Raw genomic sequence first — 22,385 nt, 5'->3', positions numbered from 1 at the left:
AATAAAATATTGATTAAACAAATAAATTATATTAATATCTAATAAAAGGGGTTGATAATAGTGGAGTTAACAAAGGAAATTAAGAAAATGCTCGTAGAAAAGGATATGACAGCTACACAACTCGCTGAAAAAATCGGAATGTCACAGGGGAATTTGTCGACTAAAATGAAAAACGAATCATACAGCGTGCAAGATTTGATTAAGATCGCGGAAGCTACTGGCTACGAGTTGAAAATTAGCTTTGTAAAAGATGATATGGAAATTTAATTGCTTAAAACAAAATAAACCTTCCACCAATTTTAATAGTGGAAGGCTTTAATTCTGACTATACACGATGACTATTCCCCTTAATTCATTCTCCCTCTGACAAACTCAGATAATTTCAAAGGATTTTTTATTTGATCATAAAATTCTTTCGCCAGCTCTAAATTCGGAAACGCTTCAACGATGGCACTATTTTCGATGGCTTCTCTGAATTTCGTGAAGTCTGTTATACCGTCAAAATCAATATGCGCGTATACAATGCACACGTCATAATTACTTTTATCGAGACTGATGTTAATGAGTGTGGTGCCATTAACATCCGAATCCAATGTAACAGCTTCAAATTCTACTTCATCACCAAGTACCCATTTTTCCGTTTCAATTTTAATCATATTTCCACCTCCTGTTAACATTAAATTACAATAATTAACTTCACATGTAAATAGAATGTGCGAAACTGTCTATTTGGGCATGTATTCGACAATTCGACAAAATAAAAAAGCCACCCAATGATGAGTGACTTTTTCGTACATAATAAAAACGGTTTTTCAATCCACATCCCCACTGTTGAGAATGACATTAACGATTACATTATACCAAATTACCATATTGCTGCCACTATTTTTGTGTGATATATTAAATGTGTCGCGAGAGCGTGGATTGAAATATATTATAGAGTATGCGTAATTGCATGACTACACAAAAGGCCCACCAGGTATTTAACTTGGTGGGTTTTTGTGTTTTACTCGGCTTGTTTAGCGAATTTGTTGCGCTGTACGCTCATGTAATAAGTGTACATATCCGATAAGGTAACGTTATATGCAATATCCACATCAATAGTTGCTATACGTTCACCGATTTCATCCATATAATACATAACATCATTTAATTTATGTGAGTATTGCGGCTCTAGTGCAACTTTGTGTAGCTGCTCAAACACTTTAAAAGGCTCGCGTTTTAATTTTTGGTACAGATTATAATTGCCCTGTAAGCGCTGGCGATCATTGTCTAGTTTAAAGATTAGCATATCCACCAAAGCAATAGCCTCTGATAGATTGCGCTCGACCATGTCGTAATACCATGCTAGTTTTTCAGCTGTCTTAAGTTGGATTGCTTCAATTTTTGCTTCGCCTGACCAAATACGTACAACTGTATTGTTAGGTATACCTGTTATTTTAGAGATGCGGTGAGCCACCGCACCCCACTCTATTAATTTTTGAATTTTTTCTGATGTAGTTAACATTAATTTTCCTCCTATTTGTTCGCTTGGCAATCACCGTAGCAAAATTCTCCACAGTGTTTGCAACGTAATGTTTCTTCTTTTTTCGCTGGCACCACAGTCTTTTCTAACGGACCAAAAACTTCAAGAGAAATTGCTTCAGGCATTTCGATTTCAATTTTGCATTTTTTTCCCTTAAACTCGACTACACCCATGCTTAATTTGTGTTCTTTGTATTTACGATTTGTGTTCCAAGTGTTAACTGATTCGCCGTTAAGTACTACTGATTCGATTTTTAAACCGTTTTCGATTGTTTCTACTAAATCGTCCATTGCGTTGCGAGTTTGTACTGCGCGAGACGTAGAATAAGTCATTTCAACTTGAGCGCCTTTTGATGTTGTCCATGATTTTACGATTGTATTTACCATTGCTTTGCTCTCCTCCCATGCGATTGAAAGAGATGAAGCTAAGTATTCGCGTACTTTACCGCCGAATTTTTTTACCCCTTGTTTAGCCAACGTCCAAGCACGTTTCATAATTTCCTTCATCATTTTCAATCGCCCCTTTTATTTTATAACCGTTAGCGGTTACTTGATAACTTTATTATATAACCGCCAACGGTTAATGTAAAGAGGTTTGATAAAATATTTTTAATTATTTTTATGTAAACGCAAAAAAGCCCGCCACTACTGCGATTAAACAGTAATGACGGGCTTTAAATTTGAAACTTTATCTATTAACCATATTATGAATCATCACAATAACTTCCTCACGAGTAGCTGGGCGCTTTAAATACGTACCATCCGATACGCCATTCGCTTTTGCCCATTCAACCGCTTCCTTTGCCCACGCTGCTGGTGCTGCATCTTTTTCGTAAGCTTCTTTTGCCATTGGTGTTTCCTCCTTATCACTTTTTAATTTATTCAAAGCATCTTGTATTCGTTGTTTAAATGAACCCCATCGTTTCTCATCTCGAATACGGTGAGGGCAATTTTTCTTGCTCCATTCATAATGCTGCTTTACGCGATCAATACCCCATCCATATTGATGAAGTAATTTAGCGATATATTGCACCGCATTTTCTTCCGCCGCTACGTACCGACTTCCACCACTTTTACTGTAGCAAATTTCGATACCAATTGATTTGCGGTTGCCATCACCTTGTCCATCGCCACAATGCCAGGCATTACGGTCAAATGGGATACACTGAATAGCCTCTTTGTCATCAATAGCCACATGATACGATACCTGGTTGTCATTGCGATTATGATATGCAGCCTCGTTAGCAGCAGAAGCATCATTCGCCGTATTGTGGACCGTAATATATTGCGGTGTCATTGCGTATGGACATTTAATTTTGTGCTTGTTAGCAGGCAACAAAACTCGTTTGAATGTGTAACTCAATTTGCACCCTCCTCATTTAATCCTGTTTTATCCTTAATGATTTTTAATAGATTTTTAACAAATGGCGGCATTGGCGCACCCATTTTAACGCCATTCTCTGTGATTGAAATAAACTCAATTGCAATGTATGCCCATGCAGCGCCGTCACCAATTGCACCGCCAAAAATATCAAACTCTGTATAGTGTAATGCTGCAAACTCAAGCGCATATACCATCCCGATTAAAACTAGTATATATAATTTACGTGCAAAGCCGTGCAGCCCAATACGGCTATTAAGCTCTCGATTGATGCCAGCTGCGACTAAGCCTGTGATGTAATCCACAAGCATAAATAAAATGAGGATAGACACCGCTACCCCCATTAGATCAAACATATACGATATAATTGCCCCTATTACTCCACTGATTAATGCTAATTTACTTTCCATTGCCCTCACCTCTACATAAAAAATAGCACTGCTCGGTACAGCGCGTTTCTCTGTCTGTGTGTAAATGTAAAATACGCGCTCTGTGAGACGCATCGAGAAACTACTTTGTGGGTAGTTGTATGTCTCGATTGCGTTCACGATACCTAAAAAGATAAAAAATAACGCTAGCCGATTGACTGCGTTTCTTTGTTATCGCAAGGCTCTGCGTATTGGAATAAACCACGATTAAATAAAATCGAATCATTGAGTAATACATAATCTTTTTTATTTAGCTTATCTGTTAAATCGGTGATTGCTTTATCTGTATCATCAACCATTGTGTATAATAATTCGTTGTTCAATTTCATAACAACATTATTATCACCTTCTTCGATAGCTTCGGCTTTTGCTATAAAACCAATAGTGTGTTTTTGAAAGCTTTTATTCCCAATTTTTACAGCGAAAATATTGTTTTGATTCATAACCCCACTTAGCGTTGATAAATTTACATCAGTTGTCCAAAACTTTATTCCATCCATTAATGATACTAGAAATTTTTGTTCCATTTTCATTTCTCCTTTTATGCAGCCTCTAATTTTACTTTGTTTCTTGTAGCGCCGTTTACTTGCACATAAAGATACGTCCCGTCTGTCGATATGCCGATGCCATTGGAGTTTGCTTTAACAACACCAGTGATACTATTGGCATAAGCAAAGTTAACATTACCCCCAATATTAACCGTTGAACCACTACCACCAAGCGTAACGTTACTATCCAGTCGTATATCAGGAGCGCTAAGTGTAAGTCTAGACCAATCACCAACGATACGAGATACCCCATCAAATATAATACTCTTTTGACCACCGCCGTTTGGCGCAAGATAAATGTTATTACCTACATAAATATCACGATTAATGTTAATGTCGGTCGTACCACTAATACTACCATTGACCATTACAGCACCATTTAAATTGATTTTATCAGCATTAATTGTAGCTATGCCAGGTGATAGGTTAATATCTGTAATTGCCCCGCCTTTATCAATTTTTAAGTTGATATTATTGGATAGTTGCGTAATTGATGAATTTGTATTAGTAGCTAAATTATTTACAGACAACTCAATTTGATCAGCTCGTATATCCATGGCTGCTACTTCGTTTGTAATACGGTTGTTGACCGATGCATTAATGTTATCCGCTTTAATATTAATCTGTGCCATTTCTTGTGTAATACGGTTGTTGACTGATAAATTAATGTTATCCGCTTTTAAATCGATAGCTGCGATAGATTTATCTAACTGATCTACCTCAAGGGTTATGCGGTCATCCGTCTGCTCAAATTTGCTTGTATACTCCTTTTTAGCCTCGTCCAAATTATCATTTGTTTCATCGATTTGGTCTTTGTTATCATCAATTTGCTCCTGCTGCTCTACTAAAATATCGATTGATGATTTGATTAATGTATTACCAAATACCACGCTAGACGTGGTTAATTTACCGTTTACAAGTGTTTTAATCTGCTTTAATATGCGTGTTTGCATACTGATTTTTAACGGTTCATAGATAAGCCAAATACGCTCCCCTGTTTCGCGTGAGGTCAATTCGGGGATTTTACTCTCGATCGCCAGCTCCGGCTCGTCTTGCAAACTCGCTTTAATGTAATTAGTTAATGCGGTTGGATTTGTAAAACGATCATCACGGATGGGGTCAGCTTCGAGCTCCCCAAAAACCGCAATGTTTGGTGAACGATAAGAAACAGATAAACCATCCTTACCGTACCCTTTAATAACCGTCGCTAAATTGCTCGTGTCCTCTTTCAACACAACATCGCTAACATTGTGCTTGTAACGATACTGATAGTCGTAATCTCCGCCGATTTGTTTGGTAAAATGCAATCGGTTGTTAGGTAAAATAATGTACTCACATTGATGATACTTACATATTTTACCAACTAGCGATATGACGTTATCGTCGCCAAATTTATTAATGTAGTTTGTAAGGTTGGCAATACCTGCATCTACTGTATAAGTCCACCCTATACCTGTTAATGCAAATGCTAAATGATTAGCGAGTGTATGAGAGCCACTGAAAATAGTGTCCTTGCGCGTCTTGCTGTGCTTAAAAAATGAACTGATTGCTGTTACGGATTTGCTAAATTTGTCATCAAATTGCTCGACGATAAAGTCGTACCCGTCTATCGTGACGGTGGATTTTGACCGCAACAAATCATACCCGGCATTATTTTCTGACGGAAAACAAGAAAACGACACTAAAAAAGTGCCGTCTACTGATTGTTCCATTTTAAAATCGGGAGCTATATTTATTAGAGGCTCAACTTGTGAGCCATCTAAACTAGTGACATAAAACAAGTTGTATCACCTTCTTTTTATAATAAAAATCTGCTAATCATTAAGACTAGCAGTTACTACGCATTTTGGAACGATTGTTTATTTGTTTTTACGGCTATCAGGAATTAAATCACCGTATCCCTCAAGCTCTAAAATTACGTCCGTAGCATATTGGTATCGTTTGTATACGCTCACCTTGAAAATAGAGTTGTAGTCACGTCCATCGATAATTGATTGTGCAAAATATGCTGCCATATTAAATCATCTCCTAATCTGTAGTTGGTAATAATGATGGGATTACTTCGAAAAGTAATTCATCTATAATTGCTTGCTGTGAAGTTAATTGTTGCTTCAATAATTCTAATTCACTTGGTTGTATTATCGGATTATTAGCGTTAAAATCATCGATTTCCTCTTGCGTTAATCCTTCAATCCACTCACCGTTAACTAATACTTTTTTGTAAGCATTGAAGTTGTAATATTGTTGGTGCAACTCTTCACTAATCTCAATTGCATCAGTCGGTATCTTGTTTATATCATCGTTATAAAACCCGTTGACAGTGTTATCGTTATTTAAAACCACGTATTTTTTAACCATAATTACTTACACCCCTAACGCAAAAATCATGACATCGTGTGGATAGACTTTTGCACCTTCGTTATTTGTATAAATTCCGATAGTAGACAATGGAGTCGTGGGATTGAAGCTCGCACCAATCACACGTTCTTCACTAGTATAATTAATGGAATTACTTTGAGCAAAAACCACTAAAGATTGTTGCGTAAACGACACGGGTAAGAAGGTTGTATAAGCACCACCTGCATTAGTTGTAAATCCAGCCGGTATAGTCAACCATTGCAAAATCAGACCGTTAGGTAATTTTTGATATCCGTTACCGCTTAAATTCTGTACGAATTCGTCCAAATGCGTAGTAACTACCCGTTCAAGCTCTGTCAGATTTGTATTACTAGCCTTGCTATTTAATGAGTCTTGTAGCCCGTTAATGTCTGCAATACCAACCTTAACATCACCATCCCCGTCAGGTAACCTACTATTAACTGTTTGTACAGCACCTTGACCGTCCAAACCTTTACGCGCTAGCACAATCCATTTTGTGTTATCGGTAGGTAAAGAGGTATTGTCATCCACCAAGGATTGGTACGTACTCCCTTTGTAGGTCACCACATTATTGCGACTATAAGAGCCACTTTGATATGGTGTAGCTTGCCCCCACCCCTCAATAGCATCCGCTGCAGTATTAGCACGGCTAGCGGCGTTATTTGCACCCGTTGTAGCTTGCTGAGTAGCTTGAGTAGCCTGATTAGCATTATCCGTTGCGGTATTGGCATTGGTAGTTGCTTGATTAGCGCCAGCGATGCTTTGAGTTAAAGTTGCTTGTAATTGCTCTAAATCCGTTTGCAATAAAGTTAACTCTGCAATAATTTGCACTGCTGTACCCGTTGCTTGATTAGCTGCCCCCGCCGCATTGGTTGCGTCTGTAGTAGCTGCTGTCATCACGTCAATTAATTGTGTAGCATCATTTAATGCACCTTGTAAATCTGTTAAAGTAACATCTGCGTTGTTTAACGTATCGGTAATTCGTTGGATTAATGCATCTACTTCATTGCCCCCTGCTAAAAAGTTTATCTGTTTCTGTATGTTATTAAAACGAGACAAAATATCAGCATACGTTACATTGATAACATTACGATTATGACGGTCAACTGGAGAGCTGATATTATACAAAACTTCAGTCATATATCCACCTTCCTTACTTATATAAAAATCTAAAATTAAAAGCGATACTATGGATAGTACCGCCTGTGATAACAAAATTATTAAGTCCATCTTTTAAAGAGATAAGCGCGTGATTGGTAAATTTAAACGAGCTGACACCGTTTTTAAACGTTTGGATACCTCGGATGGTTAATGTGTCATTTGTACTTAACGTGCCGTTAAATCGATACGTTTCACCCGTTGTACTATTAACAATTTGTAAATAGCTAGCTGCCGTTGCTTTTATGACAATTTCAAGCTCATTTTCGCACGGATCAATTGGGGCGTTACCCAAATTATTAACAACAAATTGATTAGTGTTAAAAACATATTGCAAATCCTCATCCCAATCAATTGTACCGTCCCATGACCAAACATCCGCATCCCACTCTTTAAATGAGCTTGTCGTAGCGATAGATTCGGCGTATTTATTGACACAAAGCCAAGTAATATCAAAAGTGCCATTGGTATTTTTGCGAGAGATCGAAAATTTACCATCAGGCTTAACGTGCCAACGCCTACTTGCTACCTTTTCGTCAATTACGTAAAACGACTCCAATCCCACGAAGAGTGCAAATACCTCTGCTCTAAATAGGGCGTAGTCTGTCATATCGTAACCTTTAATTTGTAAAGTAGCGTGCAATCGGCGGACGCCATATCCACTATTGGTTACAACGTATCCGCCGCCCTCGATTTCTTGTACCGCATTAACGACCTCTAGTGATTCAGGCTCAAAGTCAATAACTCGTATGCCCAGCTCACGCAAATTATAGCGCGTGCCATCTTGTTTAATGATGATTAATGTCAAATTGTAACACCTCGCATTAACGCAGCTACTGATGTAGCACTTGCTTGTTTACGGGACACTGTATTAAATACAATTTCGCCGATTTTTTGACCATCTAAAATAACTGGCGCCGGTTCGATAGATGGCATGCCATTGTTACCAACATAATTATTATAGGTGTTCGTTGTATTGCCTGTCGCTGTCGCCATTTTCGGTACTGCTGCTTGTGCCACTCGATGCGCTGCGGCTGTGATGCGTTTAACAGTGTTATCAAGGCCCACTTCCATGCCTTCCCCGGTAAATTCACCCAAATCGGTTGTTAGGCGACTGGGTGAGTGAATTTTAAGAGCACCCTTAATCGTATCCCCAATTCCATCAGCAATTGACTTCGCTTTTTTCCAAACAGCCGATGCCATTGAGCCTATACCGTTTATTAAACCCCTTATAATATCTTTACCGATTTCAAATAAATCTATTTCCTTTATAGCGTCAATGATTTTAGGTACAATATTTGTTTTTACTTCTGTCCCAAGTTTAGACGCGAGCGAGATAATACCGCTAATCAAAGCTAACACTAAATCTTTACCAGCACTTAGGATTTTAGGGAGATTATCAATTAACGTTTTTGCTACTTTTACAATTAAATCTATAGCGCACGTAATAAGTTTGGGTAAAATTTTCACAATACCGTCAATCAACGCAAGTAATAATTTTACGCCCGCATCGACTATTTTCGGTAAATTTTTTATTAATATGTCTGCCGCTTTAACGATCAACATAACGGCACAATCGATTAACTTCGGTAGCGTTTCAACGATTCCACTTACTAATGCTAATAAAATCTCGATCCCTGCATCTAAAATCATTGGTAAATTATCAATCAATAAATCTACAACTGTTGTTAATAGTAAAAGCGCCGTCTCTACTAATTTCGGCAATGTTTCAATGATGCCGTCAATTAGTGCCATTAAAATTTCGATACCAGCGTTTAAAATGTCTGGTAACATTTCAGTCAATGTTTCAACAACTGTAGTTATTAATTGGATAGCCGTCTCAATTAATTGTGGGATGATTTGGGCAATACCCTCAATTAATGTGGTTAAAATTTGTATACCAGCATCTAAAATCATTGGTAGATTTTCAGATAAAATCGTGATAATGGATGTAATTAACGTCAAAGCTACATCGAGTAAGGTAGGTAGTAATGTTAAAATGCCGTCAATGATCGCTTGTAAAATCAGGATGCCGCTTTGCAAAACAGTCGGTAACAATGCTGTGATAATACCAACCACTTGAGTAATGATCATTACAAAGCTCTCTACCAAAATCGGTAAAGCTGTTACTAGACCGGTGATAATATTATTTATAACTTCAATACCTTGCTGGATGAAAATAGGTAGATAGGTAGCTATAAAAGTTGTTAACGTTGTAAATATCGTTGTTATTGTTTCTGCTAAACTAGCGCTATTTCCTAACATCCCTTCGGATATAGCGGGGATAAAACGCGCTGCTGTGATTAATAACCCAGGTATCCCACCGACAAGCAAAGCAATAATCGATGGTATTAATTGAGCAAAATATCCAGTGATTTGACTCCAGTCGCCAGTAGCAAACGCTGTGATAAAAGCATTTTTAACTTGTTTAAAGACTTCCGATAATTTATCTAGAGCGCTACTAATAAATGCGACTGCCGTTTGTACTGCCGATTTAATCATTTCCCACCCAGCAATAACGGCGTTTTTGAAACCTTCGTGGTTATTCCATAAATAAATCAATCCAGCTACTAAACCCGTTATCGCAGCAGCTACCACCCAAACGGTAGCTGACATGGCGGCTAAACCCGTAACAAGCGGACCAATCAGCATCCATACGGATGCCCACGCCGCTTGCATACCAGCTATTAGCCCTATACCAATCGCTAATGGAGATAATAATAAGGTGAGTGCTGGTATAAGCAGTAAAATACCTGCGACCACTTTTGCAATAGTTGGATGTGCCTCGCTAAAAGCCGACACCCATTGCGCTACTGCTGTGATCATGTTAAAAATCGGTATCATGACCATTGCAAATACATCAATTAGTGGTTTCATCGCTTTTTTTAACGCCGCTGTCATATCCTCAAAAGATTTTTTATAACCTTCATTGGCATCCATCGCCGCCTTGTGCATGGTACCGTAAACTAATACACTCGTAACCGCCGCTGCCATCGCGACCATTTGAAAACGCATTAAACCTTGGTTAATCATCATTACCATGTCATTCAATTGCTTCATACTCGCGTTAGGCCCTAACATACGTAACGCTAGTACACTCGCATCACCGTTATTTGCAATACGGTTTAGTGTATCGGCTACGGCTAAACCAGCGGCGTTAACACGGTACATAGGATTGGCCATGCGTGTGTAGTTTTCACTAATCCGTTGCGCCTGTGTAGTCATATTCATCATTTGCCCGGCAGTTTGGATGATTGACATGCCTAGCATACGGTTCGCGTTAATCATTTGGTCATTGGTTTTCTTTTGCTGCGCGCCCAGCGCTTGCACTTGACCCATAAAATCCTGCGTAGAGCCTGCATATGACCCCATACTTTGCGCCAACCTAAACATTTCAAGTTTCGTCTCCATTGCTTGCCGTTTGAATGGCATCATGGCGCGCTCGTTCGCGTATTGCATGGTCATCTTCATTCTCTTCATTTCGATTTCAGTTGCCATCATTTCGCGCTTAAATGGTAACATTGCTTGCAAGTGCGCGCGCTTCATTTCGTTCGTAACGGCCTTCATTTCATTTTGTAATGCTCGTAATTCCCGCGTGACGTTATTATCTTCAATTCTCGTATCAATGCGAATACTGCCGTCTGCCATGTACTGCTCACCTCCTTATTTACCAAAGAAGGAGCCTAGTTGATTAAACTGCTGACTTAATTTTTCTTGCTGCTCTTCTTCAGTCATATCCTTTTCGAGCGAATACATAGATTTAAGTTTTTGCAATCGCTCACGCTCGGCTTTGTTGTGCTTGTCTGGCTTTGGTAACGGCTCGGTGCGGATGCGGATAACCTCTTTTATTTTCGAATTATCATCAATGTGCTCGAGTAACTGCATAAATTTTAAAAAGTGTAATTTACCTTGCTGTTCAAACAAATCCATATTGTAAACACTCATAAAAGATGCGTAGATCATGCCCGCATCTTTTTCAAAGTCGAACGAGCGTGTACTTGCACCTTCTCCATCACTCGATTTTTCTTCAGATAGATCCAGTTGGATAAATTCTTTCAAAATAAAAAGAAGCAGCTCATTTTTTTCGTAAATGTCTGCTTCTTTCACAATTTCATATTCGTTTATTAACATTTCACAAGCGATATCGACCTTCCAATCAGCCCGAATAGTCTTGTCTGCAAATAGATCAAACAGCCGTAAAATGTTGTCAAAAGCCAAATTTAAAGGTAAAAAATTCCCATTATAATCAAATTCAGTGTCTAACTGCTGCGTTAGCCTTAACATGCCACCACTACTTTTTTACGTATTTTGAGCGTACTGCATCCGCTGATTTATTGGACTTTTCAGCAATAAATTCCATTAAGAATTGCACCAATTCAAGTAAATTGATAGTAGATTTTCCTGACATTTCATACAGTTCATCAAATGTATTTTCTCCAATTACCGTTTCGACAAATTCTCGCATGATTTCGCGTAAATGAGAGAGCTTCATGCGTTGGTCGTTGATGTCTAATTTTTCAATATCGAGATCAGTAAATTCCGCATATTCCTTCTGCCACTTAGTTAAAACTTCATCGCGTTTTTCAATGGTCGTATCCGAAAAATCGACCTCATACTTTTTACTACCAATTTCAACAGGTTCTACTACTTTGCCAAATGTAAACTTTTTAACTGTCATAAATTAAATACCCCGTTTCTTTTTATGGTCCTGGTACTACCGGTGGTACTGTATACTCCGGCTTACCATTATAGTGGATCTCGAAAGCAATTTCGCCCTTTGTTCCAGCATCACCAGATGGCGGCTGAATATTGGCGATTGTGATAGGGCCTGTAAATACACCGCCATCAGGCTCTGTATATTTAAACGTTGTGCGGCGCCCAGCACCTAATTCAAGCATTTTACTAAAAATATAATCCTGCGCCTCATCCCCATAATAGCGATGGCCGGTAAATGCTTGCACTAACTGCATACCTGTTACATCCGATTCTTTAAAGCCCGATGAGTCAAAATATACCGTTTGGTCAATTTCCTCGTTTGTTGATGGCTCGGCGTTCATGATACCCTTGGCAAGCTGCGCCCATGTTGGCTCTGCCTCTCCTGGTGTAATATTAATTTCAAACTTTTGGTCATTCATTAATGCGAATCCCATATAAATCACTCCTTAAATAATTTCTATTTCAAAAGTCAAGAGCGCCGTATATACATGGCGCCCTTGACTGTCCGTCTCTACGTACTGTGGTAGCGTTGTACAGCGTGCCGATATGCATTTATAAGTTTTAATAGGTAAAACACTCTCTTTGCTGTTTAACGCGTCTACGATAGCGTAACAAGCGTTTAACGAGGTAGGTGCTTGTTTGTCTGAAAACTGCGTGAGCACCTGTACACCGATTGGATACGTAAAGCCCGCAATATACTCGGTCGGTGCTGTTGGCGTGGTACGTGCAGCAATGCTATTTTGACCAGCGACTAGAGATGGACTTTTAATAGATGCCCCTAAATTTAATGATTGGATCACCGTCATTACATCCGTTAATATTTGCATCGGCTACCCTCCAAAATAACGCCCGTATGTGCGCTTGGCTAATGCCGCCCAAGCTTGACCATTGATTGCTTTCGCTGCCTCATACCAAAGCCCTTGCGCCATCGGATTGCTATCTTTACTAAAATTATATTGGGGATTGTAATATAACCTACGAGCATATGGTGTTTGCCACTCGACAAATCCACTACCGGGGTTAGTATGCATCACACCACTGCGCTCAAGATTACCTGTATCTTTAGGGATAAAGTTATTACTATCCTTTAAAATCTGCTGATCTAATTCAAATTGAGCACGTCCCTTAGCTCTGTCGTGACGAGCGCCAATATTATTAACATCTAAGTTAACATCGAACCTTGCGTTAATCATGTGCCCACCTCTATTTCCCAGTGATGTAATTTCCCGAAAAACGTATAGCACGGAATCGCTTTTTGTACGGTTAATGTTTGCCCTTTAAAATCCACTTGAGAGTTTACTTTAAACTCAAATGGTGCGCTGGCCACACTATTAACCGCATCAAAAAAGAGCAAATGACTGTACTTTTCCCCATCAGTTAACTGTGATAGTTCATGTGCCGATAGCTCATCTACACGTACATAAGAGAGTGTTACATCATTTTTATAATCGCCACCATAAAAGCCGCCATCATCATTTTTCTCGCGATAAACAACTGTATCGGGTAGCAAACTACGCGGAATTGGTTTAACCATACGTAGCAACTCCCGAAAATAACAGCCCGGTAGACCGTAAATAATCACTTGCAGCAGGGCATATTGTTTGGTGTGTAGACGCATTTGCGTTCTGTGCTTTTGATGTGGATTTACTGTAACTAAATCGCCCGATTGACGCTTGTTGCATCTCCTGTGACTGCGTAGCCTCGATACCACCATTTACATGAATGTATTCTAATTGTGCAGCTGTAGCCTTTTTTATGCGTAATTGGATTAATGGAGGCAATTTCTCAAAACCGATTGCTTCAATTTTATAATTTGTGGCGATGTCGATTAGATCGCTGACACGACCGGCCAAAGAAGAAAAGACGTCCTCGTCAAGAGGCACGCCTTTAAAATCATTTGTATAAAAATCGTAGTCGATGTAAGGCATTATTACTCACCTGCACCCTCGAATAAAGCTAATAGTTCCGCTTTTTTAGCATCAGAAGGATAATCAATGTTTAGTTTTTCTAGTTCTACCTTCAACTCTGCCACCGTTAAATCATTCGGTGTTTTTAGTGCCGTTTCATCTTCAACAGCTACAAAAAAGCCACCACCAAATTTCGCCAAATTAGTAGCGGCCTCAATAGATCGTTCAACTGTCATTTCGATTTCTTGATTCTCGGTATATTCCTCTTTTGAATGAGTGTCAATAAATGATTTCATTACTTTAAATTTTGGCATATTTATGAACTCCCTTCTTAGCCTTCTGGCATAACCGCTGGACCTGTGACCTTAACGACAGCTGGCTTGTTATCCGGCAAGATATACTCGCCTGCTTTACCGTGACCTTGTAGCGCTACGCCGTCAAAGTCCTCTGATTCGATTGTACGCGCCGTGTTGATACCCGTGAACGCTTTACCTACACCTTTGATGTAAACATACGCGGCAACACCCTCTGCTAATTTAGCTTCTGGCACTTCTTGAATTTCGAATCCTTTAAAACGGATAATGCCGTTGTTGTCAATATTCGCGGATGAACCTTTAGCGCTCGTTGTCAACGGATGGTCAACAATAGCATTGTAAAGAGCTGGTGTTACTTTAGCTACTTTATCGCCAATAGCCTCAATATTAACGTAGTAGGTCGATAACTCATTGAATAATGCTAATACTGCATCATTCGTATACGCTGTAAGTGCTTTTGTAGCACCGGCAACAGATGCGATAAATGCACCGTGTTGGTTATCAAATTTTTGTACTTTAGCTTGCGCTTGTAAATCTAAGCGATCCGCTACCGCTGCGTCAAAATCATTATTAACTGTCGCTCGGTCAATACCTTCATGGAATGTCCATTCCCATGAATAATTAACATCTGTGTCTACATAAATAATTTCCGTACGCTCTCCAAAGCGTGTTGTTGCGCCTGTGCCGGTGCCAAACGCTACGTTAGCGCCTTTGTTATATGCTGTGCCTACAACAACAGGGATATCCGATGTTTTAATGGAAAAGGCGCGCGCATTGTGTTGCACTCCGTCTAACGCCTCAATGCCACCACCAAAGAAGTCGGCAAAGTAAGCGCGTTTTTTAAATACAGCTTGTAACAATTCCTTGAATTGTGGTTGATAAGAACGAGCGCTTTTATTGTTGTTATCACCAGCTGCAAAGAACTGTAATTTACGTTTTGCATTTAACGGTAAAATTAATTCCATTTTGATTGGTTCTAAATAATTTGACATAATAATTTCCCTCACTTTATTCATATTTTGCTAATTTAGCGGCAAACGGGTCAGGATTGCCACCCGCTGGCGGTGTATGTTGACCGCCACTAAATGATGGAGCTGGCGGCGTATCTGCCTTTTCTGTTGTGAATAAATAAGCATCAGACTGTTTAAGAGCTTCTAACTGCTCCGTTAAACCTTCCAATGCATCACCGTTTAATTTAATTTTTTCGTTGTCTAACAAGGCTTTAACCGCCTTAACATTGTGTACTTTTGCATCTTTTAAAGCGCCATCCAAAGCATAAGTGCGTTGTGTTTCCGCTAAATCAGCTTGATACTGTTCCGCTGCCGTTTTATTATCTGCTTGCAACTTCGTGATTTGGTCTAACAAATCTTTATTACCTGCTGCCAACGGCTCCAAATCTTTAATTTGCGTATCACGCTCGGCAATAGTTTCATTAGCTGTTTTCAGCTCTTTGATTTTTTCGTCAAGACGTGATTTCGGCACCATTTGCCCAAAACCATCTAATATTTGTTGTGCCTGCTCTTCTGTTAAGCCAAGAGCCATTAATTGTTCTTTTGTCATTTCAATAGCCTCCTATTTCGTGTTTTACGTGCAACGGCACGATAGGGTAAAACACTTGTTCTTTTACGTCTGCAAGTGCTAAAAAGACGAAAATAAAAAGCCTACGCAAAATAACGTGGCTCCTGTTTCTTTTGTAGCTCATGCTTGAGTGCTAAATTTTCATTCGCTAAACGATGACACTCTTTTTCACGCGCATCTAAAGCACGTTCTAGTTGCTGAATATACTCGAGCGTTTTCTTTTTACCAAACACTACCTCACCCCCTATACAATTTGCTCACGATCTCTGCGACGTTCCCGCCCTGATTTTGCGATAAATTCACGCATATTTTCCTGGCGCTGTTTGACCTTTTTTTTAGCTTTAGCAATTTGCTCTTTATTACCCAATGCCATCACAGTATTTTGCTCACGCTTAGCTTTGCGAATATCGCGCTCAAGTTTACGCTGCACCTGAGACGCTTCGTAGGCCTGTTCATTCACCTTTGCATCATACGGAAAATAAGTACGCTGCGAACGACCATATATAAATGGGTAAATAACATGGCGGCAATTAATGCCTAACAAGCCATCAGGCTCACCAAATGACGTACTCGACCATGCTGGGTACTTTTTACTTTTACCGGACAACGAATAAATTCGCCCTTGGTCAGCAGCACATTTAGGACGGGCATCTAAATGGCTCGACACCTCAATCAAATCAATCCCATGCTCCTCAATACGTTTTAACTGCATCTCGGTAGCAACCTTGTTGGACATAGAGCGGACAACGGTATTTACATAAGCCTCTGTGCTCCATTTTTTCCCCGCTTTATCCACTAAAGCCGGTACACCATGCTCCGCCCATTGACGAGCGACCTCTACACGCGCCTGTTGTGGTGTTGTAACTCCAGCAAGTACCTTAGCGGTCGTCTTTGTCACAATGTCCCGATAAATCTGCTCGGATTGTGTGAGCATCGTTGTATTGATGATATTTAACGTGTCCTGGGCTTGTGCTACAAAGGCGTCAAGGATGTTACTCAATGCAATGGACGCTTGTGCTGTTGATGGTGCTAAAACTAAACCACTCGCAACTGCTCCAGCTAATGCGGTGCTTTGTACTGTCGCTGCTGCATAACCGGCGCTCTCTAATAGCTCCACAACCTTTTCCAACGCCACGCCCGACATATCAGCAATAGCTTGCAAGTTTTGCTTATTAAGCTCACCTATCATCGCCAACTGCTTTACTTGCCATGACAAAATGTCATCCTCAGTAAACACACCCTCATTTGCTACGAGAGAAGCGGATATATTGGCTAGTATTTGCGCCTCGACTGCTAGATAAAGCTCCAATACCTCAAAGGATAATTGTTGGGACATTATGCATCAGTCCTCTTTTTGTCCTTTTTATAAAAGTCAATGACATCATCATCGCCCAATTGCGACTCTGCCTTAATTTCATCGAGCAGCTGCCGGGCTTCTTCTTCGGTCAATCCATGGATTTTCCTAAGTGCCTTAACTTTAGATTGCAATCCAGCGGACACAAGTAAAATCTGCTCATTAATATCTGCCGTGCGATCCTGTGCGATTGAATCGTCAAAGGTGACTGTTACATCGTATTCGGCTGGTGGTGTATACAAGCCGTAAAGCTGCGCGACCACACCAATGCACTCGATTAAATCCGTAATGCCTTGCTCAATTACATTTTCATGACTCTGCTTTGTACGGAACGTCTTGCTATTCTCGCTCACAACTTCGGTAGCGGTCTTTACAGACTTACCATCGAAACTAAATGAACCACTACTAAAGCCAGTTTGCATTGCGAGAATATTTAAAAACGCGTTGATAGCCCCTATATGCTCCTCAACGCGCAACTCAATCGATATATCTTTTATTTGTTTGTCATCCATATCTCCGTTAAATGCCTCATACGTCTCGTCTGTCGCATCAAAATAACGGTGCGCAGTACCATCTGTATCGATGACTGTTTTAACCATGTGAGACGGCACTAAAATACGCTTGCGTCCTAGCCTAAACTCACGAATAAAGCTATCAAATGCAATGTCGAGCGCCTTAATCGTATCGTATGAGTTAGCGTAAATGGACACACCCAACGGCACGGTGCTGTCGATATTGTTGGCAATCGCAGGCTTAAAATAAGCAAATAGTGGACGTGAAACGTTTGATACAGACACCACCGGCTCAAGGTCAGGGAATAAAACAGCTAACGAAACCTTTGTACCTAAATCCGTGCCAGTAGCACTCTCATACAGCTCGTTGGTAATCACATAAGATTGCCCCTCAAACGTGTGCCACTCTAAATGTGTGTAAACTTTGCCTTGCTTGCGTATCTCGCTAACAAAGACACCCTCGGTGATATTACTATTGCTCCAGCTAATTGGTAAAAAGCAATCGCCCGTAACATAAGAGAGCTGCACCTTACCGTTTTTTACGTACGGTTTTACAACCGTACCGCCCTGTGCAAACATAAACTCAAGATACTGCTGAAAATTGCCGTTAAATTTATTATCGGTAAAAACATCCTCGATAAATTTGCCGTAGCCATCATCGGAAATACTGATATTACAACGCTCATTAAAAATAAGTGTTGCCATTTCATTAGCAATCACTTTCGGCATGCCTAGCGTTGCCATTACGCGCGTTTGCTCACCTTTTTCGATGTTACGATATTTTAAATCATGCATTTCGGCATAATAGCCCTTGTGCAGCTCTCGCCACATGAGTATTTTTTGATAAAAGTTTTCGGGTAACGACACTTTTTTATGGCTCGCGACGCTCTCCAACTGTTTGATTAAGCCCAATTTCACACCTACTTTCCGTAAAAAACCTTTAATTCCTTCTAGCATGGTTTCACCTACTTTGTAAAATCATGATAAATACCGATTCCAGCATTTTTACGTATTTCCTTAAAAAAATCATCTTTATAAACAGAAATACGACCGTAGCCGTCACCTGTACAAATCGGAATTTCGATTTTTTCGCGTGCCATAGGCTCGGTATTATCATATGAATTTGATTGCGTAACTGGAATGGTAATTGATTTTTCAACCATATTCTCCCCCCTATTGTTTCAGCCCTAATTTGCGCAAATTATCGTTTACATAATATTGGAACATATCGCACGTATGGTCATCCTCTTTAATAACCTTTGGGTCGTCTGATTCCAATGTATCGGCATCCCATTGATATTTTTTGTGTTCATCGATAAAAATTTTGTTATTCGGCGTATCTAAAACGTACACCCGTCCTTGTGCCAACAAAGTATGGACGTTGTCTATCATGTCCACCTTTTTCTTTTTGGTGATTGGGTGTAGCCGTATGCCATGATCTTTATATACTTGGTTGCGTAGCGCACCCTCTGCACTATCAATTGTTTGCACATCGAAGTATTTACCATATTGTGCTACCTGTTTATCTGACCACTCCTTAAAATCACTAGAAAGCTCACTAGGTGCTTTTTTATTGGCTTTATTGGCTGGACTGTAATAATACGTATCTAGCAAAATGACATTACCCTTATTGGTCAATCCAAAAGAGCCGTGTGAAGTTGCTGACACCTGATGCCCCGTATCAGATGCACTATCAATTAAAATGATGTGCTCGTCCTGCGGTATCTCATCGATAAGTTGGAAAAGATTAATATTGTAAATGTTCGTTCCTAAACCAACAGGCAAACCCTCGTACAGATACAGATAATAGTCATTATCGTTCGTTTTGATACGCTCAATCTCAACTAACATTTGCTCCGTAACAAATCCAAGTACATCATCTTTAAAACTTGAGTGATGGACTAAATGTTGTGGAGATGCTGCCATTTCATCCGACCACTCATTTATCCAGTGGTACGGGTTACGTGGTGGATTATAAGACCAAAAAAATAGCACCATCGCTACTAACGGGTGCTTTTGACGCATAAATGTCGTATTGGTTTGGTCAAATTCCTCGGCGCTTTTAAATTCAGCAGCCTCCTCGTACCAAACAGCGATGATGTTACCTATGTCATTCGACTTTAATTTTTGGAAATCATCTTGACCGTAAAAACTAAACGATGAGCCTGTGCCCCTGTGCGTAATCCTAAACGGCGAAACGGTCATATCAAAATCGTCCGTCATGTCAAATTTACGAATGGCCCACTGAATTTTTAAATACACACTGTCGCGAATTGTATTAGCGACTTTACGAATGACAATGATGTTGGCTTTTTCACCTCGGCAAATCATCTGAATCATTTTATAAACAAGCAACAGCGCAATAACTGATGACTTAAACGAGTTACGACCACCACGCAAAATATTGTACGGCTTTGTTGTAGTCCATACAGGTTTAAAGTGCGGATTAACATTTTCTTGTATGTCGATGGTCGGCTTACTCATCAACTTCACCCGCCCATGCGTCTACGATGTTAACAACAGATGTATCCGGCTTTTTCGATTTGTTAAGCACTTCAATTTCCGCTGTAGTCTTATCTACATCTAGTTGCATTTTCTTTAATTTCAATCTGCGTTCGTCATCTTCACCACTTAGTTGCAAATACTTGTCTACTAAATTACGATACTCAGCCATCGCTCTTGCTTGCGCTTTAATGTAGGATTCAAATTGTTCGAAAGCATAAACGACTTTATATTTCGTTAAACTGCCATTCTCACCATCGGACCTCATTTCAATTTCATCCAATGTTTCGAAACTATTGTCTACCCACATAATTTTTTGCATTTGGATAATGGCTGAAAACTTAATTTCAATTTGCATCCATAATTTTTCTAGAAGTGAGAAGTCCTCAAAATCTTCCATAATTTCGCGTTGTGTTGCTGTAAAATACTTTGCTCTCAACCCATGTTTGCGTGCTGCTTGGTTGCGTTTGGCAAACTTTGGCGTAGGATTCGGATTACCCGGATGCCCATTTGGATAACGCTCGGATTTCTTCAACCCTTTTTCGGTTGCATCCTCTTTCGTAATGGTTGCAACCTTCCCAATTTTGGTTGCATCCTTTTTAGTCCCATCTCGCACCCATGGATTGCCGCTTTTTGTATCACGGCTCTTTTGGCTCTTAATCGTACCCAACGGAATATCATGCTTTTCTGCTAATTTCACTAATGTAATTTTGGTTGTTTCATATTCTTGTTTAATTTCTTCCCAATTAATCACGTCTCATTAACACCACCTCCGACATTTGTTTATTTTGTATCAACTCCTTATGCTAATCGCTCATTTTAATGCACAGAAAAAAGAGCACCCATAACAGATGCTCCTTGTCTCGAAATATTTAGCCCTCATTTTATTTTGTGGTAAAAAGAAGGGAATTTAATCTTTTAATCTTTTAAAGGACGAAGTCATTGTGTAGGAGAAGTAAAACCGCTCCGACCTCCCTCCCAGTTTACACCGCCGTTTTTTCAGGTGTCAACATTGCACGAATCTGGCTATTTTGGCTAATTTGGCTAATTATCTGATTGCGTTTGATACGTACAAAATCTTTTGAAGTATTCAGATGCTCGGCGATTTGACGGTACGTCATGCCATCTAACAAACAGTCATAAATCGTCTGCAACTTTTCTTCTCGCAATATCTCAAAGCCGCAATCTAATGCATAAATGTAGGAGCTTAACTTTTCCCAGCGCTTATACTGGATTCGTTCCCGTGCATCCATCTGATCTAATTCGCGTGCAGAACGAATTAAACTTCCTTTTGGCATAACTGCTTCAATACCATATTGCGCCACACCTTCAGAACGCGATGGATTGTACCCACCCCACATTACACTTTCAAGGCGCATAATTTCTTTTTTCCAAAATCTGTACTCACCAATCATATAACCAATATCCATTTGCCCTTGCCCTGCCATAAGATTGCCCCCTTATGCTATAATTAGTTGTCACTCATATAGCAAGAGGGAAACCGTAGCGCTTGTACTCGCTGCGGTTTTTATGTGCTATAATTTACATAAAAAGGTGATAATATGGAAAATAATAAAATAGTTTGTAAGGCTTGTGGTAGCAATTCATTTACAACCGGTGAAGTTGGTGCTTCCACTAGTCAAGGTAATGTTAGACCAATAGGGTCTATATTTAGTGCAGGATCCCCGCTTATTTTGACTTTTTGTAAGTCTTGCGGTGAAGTAGCTTCAATAAAGGTTGAAAAACCTCAAAAGTTCAAATAGAAAATCCGATATTTTAGCATTAACCAAACACACGTGCTATACTAATAGAGTATAGTTTTGCTGACTTGAGCTGTTGCTTGAGTCTTTTTTTATGAATACTTACCAAAAGAGAAGGAGACCCTCATTTATGAGTATGTTAATCGCTTTTTTACCGATCCTTAGCTTACTTTTCTACATAGTTCCAGTTGTATTTGTGATTTGGTTTTTACTTAAAATGCTTAAAATACAGCAAGAAAAGTTACAAATTCTTAAAAATATGTCCGACAAACTAGATAAGTAGGAAATTCAGATGGGAACTCCCATCTTTTTTTCCGCACATTT

At 39.6% G+C, this 22,385-nt stretch carries 31 protein-coding genes; 2 read left to right on the top strand and 29 right to left on the bottom strand.

Annotated features, from left to right (window positions below):
* Positions 1–60: 60 nt before the first annotated feature.
* The gene (locus tag MKX47_RS21140) at positions 61–267 is read left to right on the top strand and encodes a helix-turn-helix domain-containing protein (RefSeq protein WP_340774494.1); all 207 of its coding nucleotides are present in this window, start codon (positions 61–63) and stop codon (positions 265–267) included.
* Positions 268–347: 80 nt separating this feature from the next.
* On the opposite strand, the gene MKX47_RS21135 is transcribed toward MKX47_RS21140, so the two are convergent.
* From MKX47_RS21135 to MKX47_RS20995, 29 genes are all read right to left on the bottom strand, one after another.
* Entirely contained in the window at positions 348–656 is a 309-nt protein-coding gene (locus tag MKX47_RS21135) for a hypothetical protein (protein ID WP_340774497.1), read from the bottom strand.
* Positions 657–1,006: 350 nt separating this feature from the next.
* Positions 1,007–1,507 carry a hypothetical protein gene (locus MKX47_RS21130; protein WP_340778420.1) on the bottom strand — a complete coding sequence of 167 codons (501 nt, stop codon included), beginning with the start codon at positions 1,505–1,507 and terminating at the stop codon, positions 1,007–1,009.
* 11 nt (positions 1,508–1,518) lie between these two features.
* Complete coding sequence (locus tag MKX47_RS21125) at positions 1,519–2,034, bottom strand: hypothetical protein (RefSeq protein WP_340778418.1); 516 nt, start codon at positions 2,032–2,034, stop codon at positions 1,519–1,521.
* 178 nt (positions 2,035–2,212) lie between these two features.
* Complete coding sequence (locus tag MKX47_RS21120) at positions 2,213–2,887, bottom strand: peptidoglycan recognition protein family protein (RefSeq protein ID WP_340778415.1); 675 nt, start codon at positions 2,885–2,887, stop codon at positions 2,213–2,215.
* Positions 2,884–3,315 carry a phage holin family protein gene (locus MKX47_RS21115; RefSeq protein WP_340774506.1) on the bottom strand — a complete coding sequence of 144 codons (432 nt, stop codon included), beginning with the start codon at positions 3,313–3,315 and terminating at the stop codon, positions 2,884–2,886. The genes MKX47_RS21120 and MKX47_RS21115 overlap by 4 nt, the downstream gene beginning before the upstream one ends.
* A gap of 164 nt (positions 3,316–3,479) precedes the next feature.
* The gene (locus MKX47_RS21110) at positions 3,480–3,860 is read right to left on the bottom strand and encodes a hypothetical protein (protein ID WP_340778413.1); all 381 of its coding nucleotides are present in this window, start codon (positions 3,858–3,860) and stop codon (positions 3,480–3,482) included.
* Positions 3,861–3,874: 14 nt separating this feature from the next.
* On the bottom strand, positions 3,875–5,662 hold the full coding sequence (locus tag MKX47_RS21105) for a phage tail spike protein (protein ID WP_340778411.1): 1,788 nt from the start codon (positions 5,660–5,662) through the stop codon (positions 3,875–3,877).
* Positions 5,663–5,740: 78 nt separating this feature from the next.
* Positions 5,741–5,896 (bottom strand): hypothetical protein, encoded by a 156-nt coding sequence (locus tag MKX47_RS21100; protein WP_340774517.1) that lies wholly within the window; start codon positions 5,894–5,896, stop codon positions 5,741–5,743.
* A gap of 13 nt (positions 5,897–5,909) precedes the next feature.
* On the bottom strand, positions 5,910–6,239 hold the full coding sequence (locus MKX47_RS21095; RefSeq protein WP_340774518.1) for a hypothetical protein: 330 nt from the start codon (positions 6,237–6,239) through the stop codon (positions 5,910–5,912).
* 6 nt (positions 6,240–6,245) lie between these two features.
* A complete protein-coding gene (locus MKX47_RS21090) occupies positions 6,246–7,400 on the bottom strand; it encodes a gp53-like domain-containing protein (protein ID WP_340778409.1) in 1,155 nt (384 codons plus the stop codon).
* Positions 7,401–7,413: 13 nt separating this feature from the next.
* Positions 7,414–8,226, bottom strand: coding sequence for a phage tail domain-containing protein (locus tag MKX47_RS21085; protein ID WP_340778405.1), 813 nt, complete (start codon positions 8,224–8,226; stop codon positions 7,414–7,416).
* Positions 8,223–11,066, bottom strand: coding sequence for a carbamoyl-phosphate synthase (locus MKX47_RS21080; protein WP_340778403.1), 2,844 nt, complete (start codon positions 11,064–11,066; stop codon positions 8,223–8,225). The genes MKX47_RS21085 and MKX47_RS21080 overlap by 4 nt, the downstream gene beginning before the upstream one ends.
* Positions 11,067–11,081: 15 nt before the next feature.
* The gene (locus tag MKX47_RS21075) at positions 11,082–11,702 is read right to left on the bottom strand and encodes a Gp15 family bacteriophage protein (protein WP_340778400.1); all 621 of its coding nucleotides are present in this window, start codon (positions 11,700–11,702) and stop codon (positions 11,082–11,084) included.
* Between the two features lie 7 nt (positions 11,703–11,709).
* The gene (locus MKX47_RS21070) at positions 11,710–12,096 is read right to left on the bottom strand and encodes a hypothetical protein (protein WP_340778398.1); all 387 of its coding nucleotides are present in this window, start codon (positions 12,094–12,096) and stop codon (positions 11,710–11,712) included.
* A 22-nt stretch (positions 12,097–12,118) separates the two neighbouring features.
* Positions 12,119–12,568, bottom strand: coding sequence for a phage tail tube protein (locus MKX47_RS21065; RefSeq protein WP_340778396.1), 450 nt, complete (start codon positions 12,566–12,568; stop codon positions 12,119–12,121).
* A 12-nt stretch (positions 12,569–12,580) separates the two neighbouring features.
* Entirely contained in the window at positions 12,581–12,961 is a 381-nt protein-coding gene (locus MKX47_RS21060) for a phage tail terminator protein (protein ID WP_340778394.1), read from the bottom strand.
* 3 nt (positions 12,962–12,964) lie between these two features.
* A complete protein-coding gene (locus MKX47_RS21055; RefSeq protein WP_340778392.1) occupies positions 12,965–13,327 on the bottom strand; it encodes a minor capsid protein in 363 nt (120 codons plus the stop codon).
* A complete protein-coding gene (locus tag MKX47_RS21050; protein ID WP_340778389.1) occupies positions 13,324–13,668 on the bottom strand; it encodes a putative minor capsid protein in 345 nt (114 codons plus the stop codon). Before MKX47_RS21050 ends, MKX47_RS21055 begins: the two co-directional genes overlap by 4 nt.
* Positions 13,661–14,062 (bottom strand): hypothetical protein, encoded by a 402-nt coding sequence (locus tag MKX47_RS21045; RefSeq protein ID WP_340778386.1) that lies wholly within the window; start codon positions 14,060–14,062, stop codon positions 13,661–13,663. Before MKX47_RS21045 ends, MKX47_RS21050 begins: the two co-directional genes overlap by 8 nt.
* A gap of 2 nt (positions 14,063–14,064) precedes the next feature.
* On the bottom strand, positions 14,065–14,355 hold the full coding sequence (locus tag MKX47_RS21040; RefSeq protein WP_340778383.1) for a HeH/LEM domain-containing protein: 291 nt from the start codon (positions 14,353–14,355) through the stop codon (positions 14,065–14,067).
* 17 nt (positions 14,356–14,372) lie between these two features.
* On the bottom strand, positions 14,373–15,347 hold the full coding sequence (locus tag MKX47_RS21035; protein WP_340778381.1) for a phage capsid protein: 975 nt from the start codon (positions 15,345–15,347) through the stop codon (positions 14,373–14,375).
* Between the two features lie 16 nt (positions 15,348–15,363).
* Positions 15,364–15,915: a phage scaffolding protein gene (locus MKX47_RS21030; protein WP_340778379.1), complete on the bottom strand. Its 552-nt coding sequence runs from the start codon at positions 15,913–15,915 to the stop codon at positions 15,364–15,366.
* Positions 15,916–16,016: 101 nt separating this feature from the next.
* A complete protein-coding gene (locus tag MKX47_RS21025) occupies positions 16,017–16,166 on the bottom strand; it encodes a hypothetical protein (protein WP_340778377.1) in 150 nt (49 codons plus the stop codon).
* A gap of 11 nt (positions 16,167–16,177) precedes the next feature.
* On the bottom strand, positions 16,178–17,269 hold the full coding sequence (locus MKX47_RS21020) for a phage minor capsid protein (RefSeq protein WP_340778374.1): 1,092 nt from the start codon (positions 17,267–17,269) through the stop codon (positions 16,178–16,180).
* Positions 17,269–18,756: a phage portal protein gene (locus MKX47_RS21015; RefSeq protein WP_340778372.1), complete on the bottom strand. Its 1,488-nt coding sequence runs from the start codon at positions 18,754–18,756 to the stop codon at positions 17,269–17,271. The genes MKX47_RS21020 and MKX47_RS21015 overlap by 1 nt, the downstream gene beginning before the upstream one ends.
* A gap of 8 nt (positions 18,757–18,764) precedes the next feature.
* Positions 18,765–18,962, bottom strand: a complete 198-nt coding sequence (locus tag MKX47_RS21010; RefSeq protein ID WP_340778370.1) for a hypothetical protein — start codon at positions 18,960–18,962, stop codon at positions 18,765–18,767.
* A gap of 10 nt (positions 18,963–18,972) precedes the next feature.
* Entirely contained in the window at positions 18,973–20,283 is a 1,311-nt protein-coding gene (locus MKX47_RS21005; protein WP_340778367.1) for a PBSX family phage terminase large subunit, read from the bottom strand.
* A complete protein-coding gene (locus MKX47_RS21000; RefSeq protein ID WP_340778365.1) occupies positions 20,276–21,055 on the bottom strand; it encodes a hypothetical protein in 780 nt (259 codons plus the stop codon). Before MKX47_RS21000 ends, MKX47_RS21005 begins: the two co-directional genes overlap by 8 nt.
* A 229-nt stretch (positions 21,056–21,284) precedes the next feature.
* Positions 21,285–21,749 carry a sigma-70 family RNA polymerase sigma factor gene (locus MKX47_RS20995; RefSeq protein WP_340778362.1) on the bottom strand — a complete coding sequence of 155 codons (465 nt, stop codon included), beginning with the start codon at positions 21,747–21,749 and terminating at the stop codon, positions 21,285–21,287.
* Positions 21,750–21,863: 114 nt separating this feature from the next.
* Here MKX47_RS20995 and MKX47_RS20990 point away from each other — a divergent pair, with 114 nt between their 5' ends.
* On the top strand, positions 21,864–22,064 hold the full coding sequence (locus MKX47_RS20990) for a hypothetical protein (protein ID WP_340778360.1): 201 nt from the start codon (positions 21,864–21,866) through the stop codon (positions 22,062–22,064).
* The last annotated feature ends 321 nt before the right edge of the window (positions 22,065–22,385 follow it).

Source organism: Solibacillus sp. FSL R7-0668, from assembly GCF_038006205.1.
GTDB lineage: Bacteria > Bacillota > Bacilli > Bacillales_A > Planococcaceae > Solibacillus.
This window is presented reverse-complemented; position numbering and strand designations above follow the sequence as displayed.

Bases quoted from the DNA above. Each gene is read 5' to 3' on its own strand.
- MKX47_RS21055 (WP_340778392.1), bottom strand. From the start codon at position 13,327: ATGATTAACGCAAGGTTCGATGTTAACTTAGATGTTAATAATATTGGC.
- MKX47_RS20995 (WP_340778362.1), bottom strand. From the start codon at position 21,749: ATGGCAGGGCAAGGGCAAATGGATATTGGTTATATGATTGGTGAGTAC.
- MKX47_RS21080 (WP_340778403.1), bottom strand. From the start codon at position 11,066: ATGGCAGACGGCAGTATTCGCATTGATACGAGAATTGAAGATAATAAC.
- MKX47_RS21035 (WP_340778381.1), bottom strand. From the start codon at position 15,347: ATGTCAAATTATTTAGAACCAATCAAAATGGAATTAATTTTACCGTTA.
- MKX47_RS21060 (WP_340778394.1), bottom strand. From the start codon at position 12,961: ATGCAAATATTAACGGATGTAATGACGGTGATCCAATCATTAAATTTA.
- MKX47_RS21065 (WP_340778396.1), bottom strand. From the start codon at position 12,568: ATGGGATTCGCATTAATGAATGACCAAAAGTTTGAAATTAATATTACA.
- MKX47_RS21115 (WP_340774506.1), bottom strand. From the start codon at position 3,315: ATGGAAAGTAAATTAGCATTAATCAGTGGAGTAATAGGGGCAATTATA.
- MKX47_RS21010 (WP_340778370.1), bottom strand. From the start codon at position 18,962: ATGGTTGAAAAATCAATTACCATTCCAGTTACGCAATCAAATTCATAT.
- MKX47_RS21130 (WP_340778420.1), bottom strand. From the start codon at position 1,507: ATGTTAACTACATCAGAAAAAATTCAAAAATTAATAGAGTGGGGTGCG.
- MKX47_RS21095 (WP_340774518.1), bottom strand. From the start codon at position 6,239: ATGGTTAAAAAATACGTGGTTTTAAATAACGATAACACTGTCAACGGG.
- MKX47_RS21015 (WP_340778372.1), bottom strand. From the start codon at position 18,756: ATGCTAGAAGGAATTAAAGGTTTTTTACGGAAAGTAGGTGTGAAATTG.
- MKX47_RS21050 (WP_340778389.1), bottom strand. From the start codon at position 13,668: ATGGTTAAACCAATTCCGCGTAGTTTGCTACCCGATACAGTTGTTTAT.
- MKX47_RS21100 (WP_340774517.1), bottom strand. From the start codon at position 5,896: ATGGCAGCATATTTTGCACAATCAATTATCGATGGACGTGACTACAAC.
- MKX47_RS21090 (WP_340778409.1), bottom strand. From the start codon at position 7,400: ATGACTGAAGTTTTGTATAATATCAGCTCTCCAGTTGACCGTCATAAT.
- MKX47_RS21070 (WP_340778398.1), bottom strand. From the start codon at position 12,096: ATGACAGTTAAAAAGTTTACATTTGGCAAAGTAGTAGAACCTGTTGAA.
- MKX47_RS21005 (WP_340778367.1), bottom strand. From the start codon at position 20,283: ATGAGTAAGCCGACCATCGACATACAAGAAAATGTTAATCCGCACTTT.
- MKX47_RS21045 (WP_340778386.1), bottom strand. From the start codon at position 14,062: ATGCCTTACATCGACTACGATTTTTATACAAATGATTTTAAAGGCGTG.
- MKX47_RS20990 (WP_340778360.1), top strand. From the start codon at position 21,864: ATGGAAAATAATAAAATAGTTTGTAAGGCTTGTGGTAGCAATTCATTT.
- MKX47_RS21030 (WP_340778379.1), bottom strand. From the start codon at position 15,915: ATGACAAAAGAACAATTAATGGCTCTTGGCTTAACAGAAGAGCAGGCA.
- MKX47_RS21125 (WP_340778418.1), bottom strand. From the start codon at position 2,034: ATGATGAAGGAAATTATGAAACGTGCTTGGACGTTGGCTAAACAAGGG.
- MKX47_RS21110 (WP_340778413.1), bottom strand. From the start codon at position 3,860: ATGGAACAAAAATTTCTAGTATCATTAATGGATGGAATAAAGTTTTGG.
- MKX47_RS21075 (WP_340778400.1), bottom strand. From the start codon at position 11,702: ATGTTAAGGCTAACGCAGCAGTTAGACACTGAATTTGATTATAATGGG.
- MKX47_RS21040 (WP_340778383.1), bottom strand. From the start codon at position 14,355: ATGCCAAAATTTAAAGTAATGAAATCATTTATTGACACTCATTCAAAA.
- MKX47_RS21020 (WP_340778374.1), bottom strand. From the start codon at position 17,269: ATGTCCCAACAATTATCCTTTGAGGTATTGGAGCTTTATCTAGCAGTC.
- MKX47_RS21135 (WP_340774497.1), bottom strand. From the start codon at position 656: ATGATTAAAATTGAAACGGAAAAATGGGTACTTGGTGATGAAGTAGAA.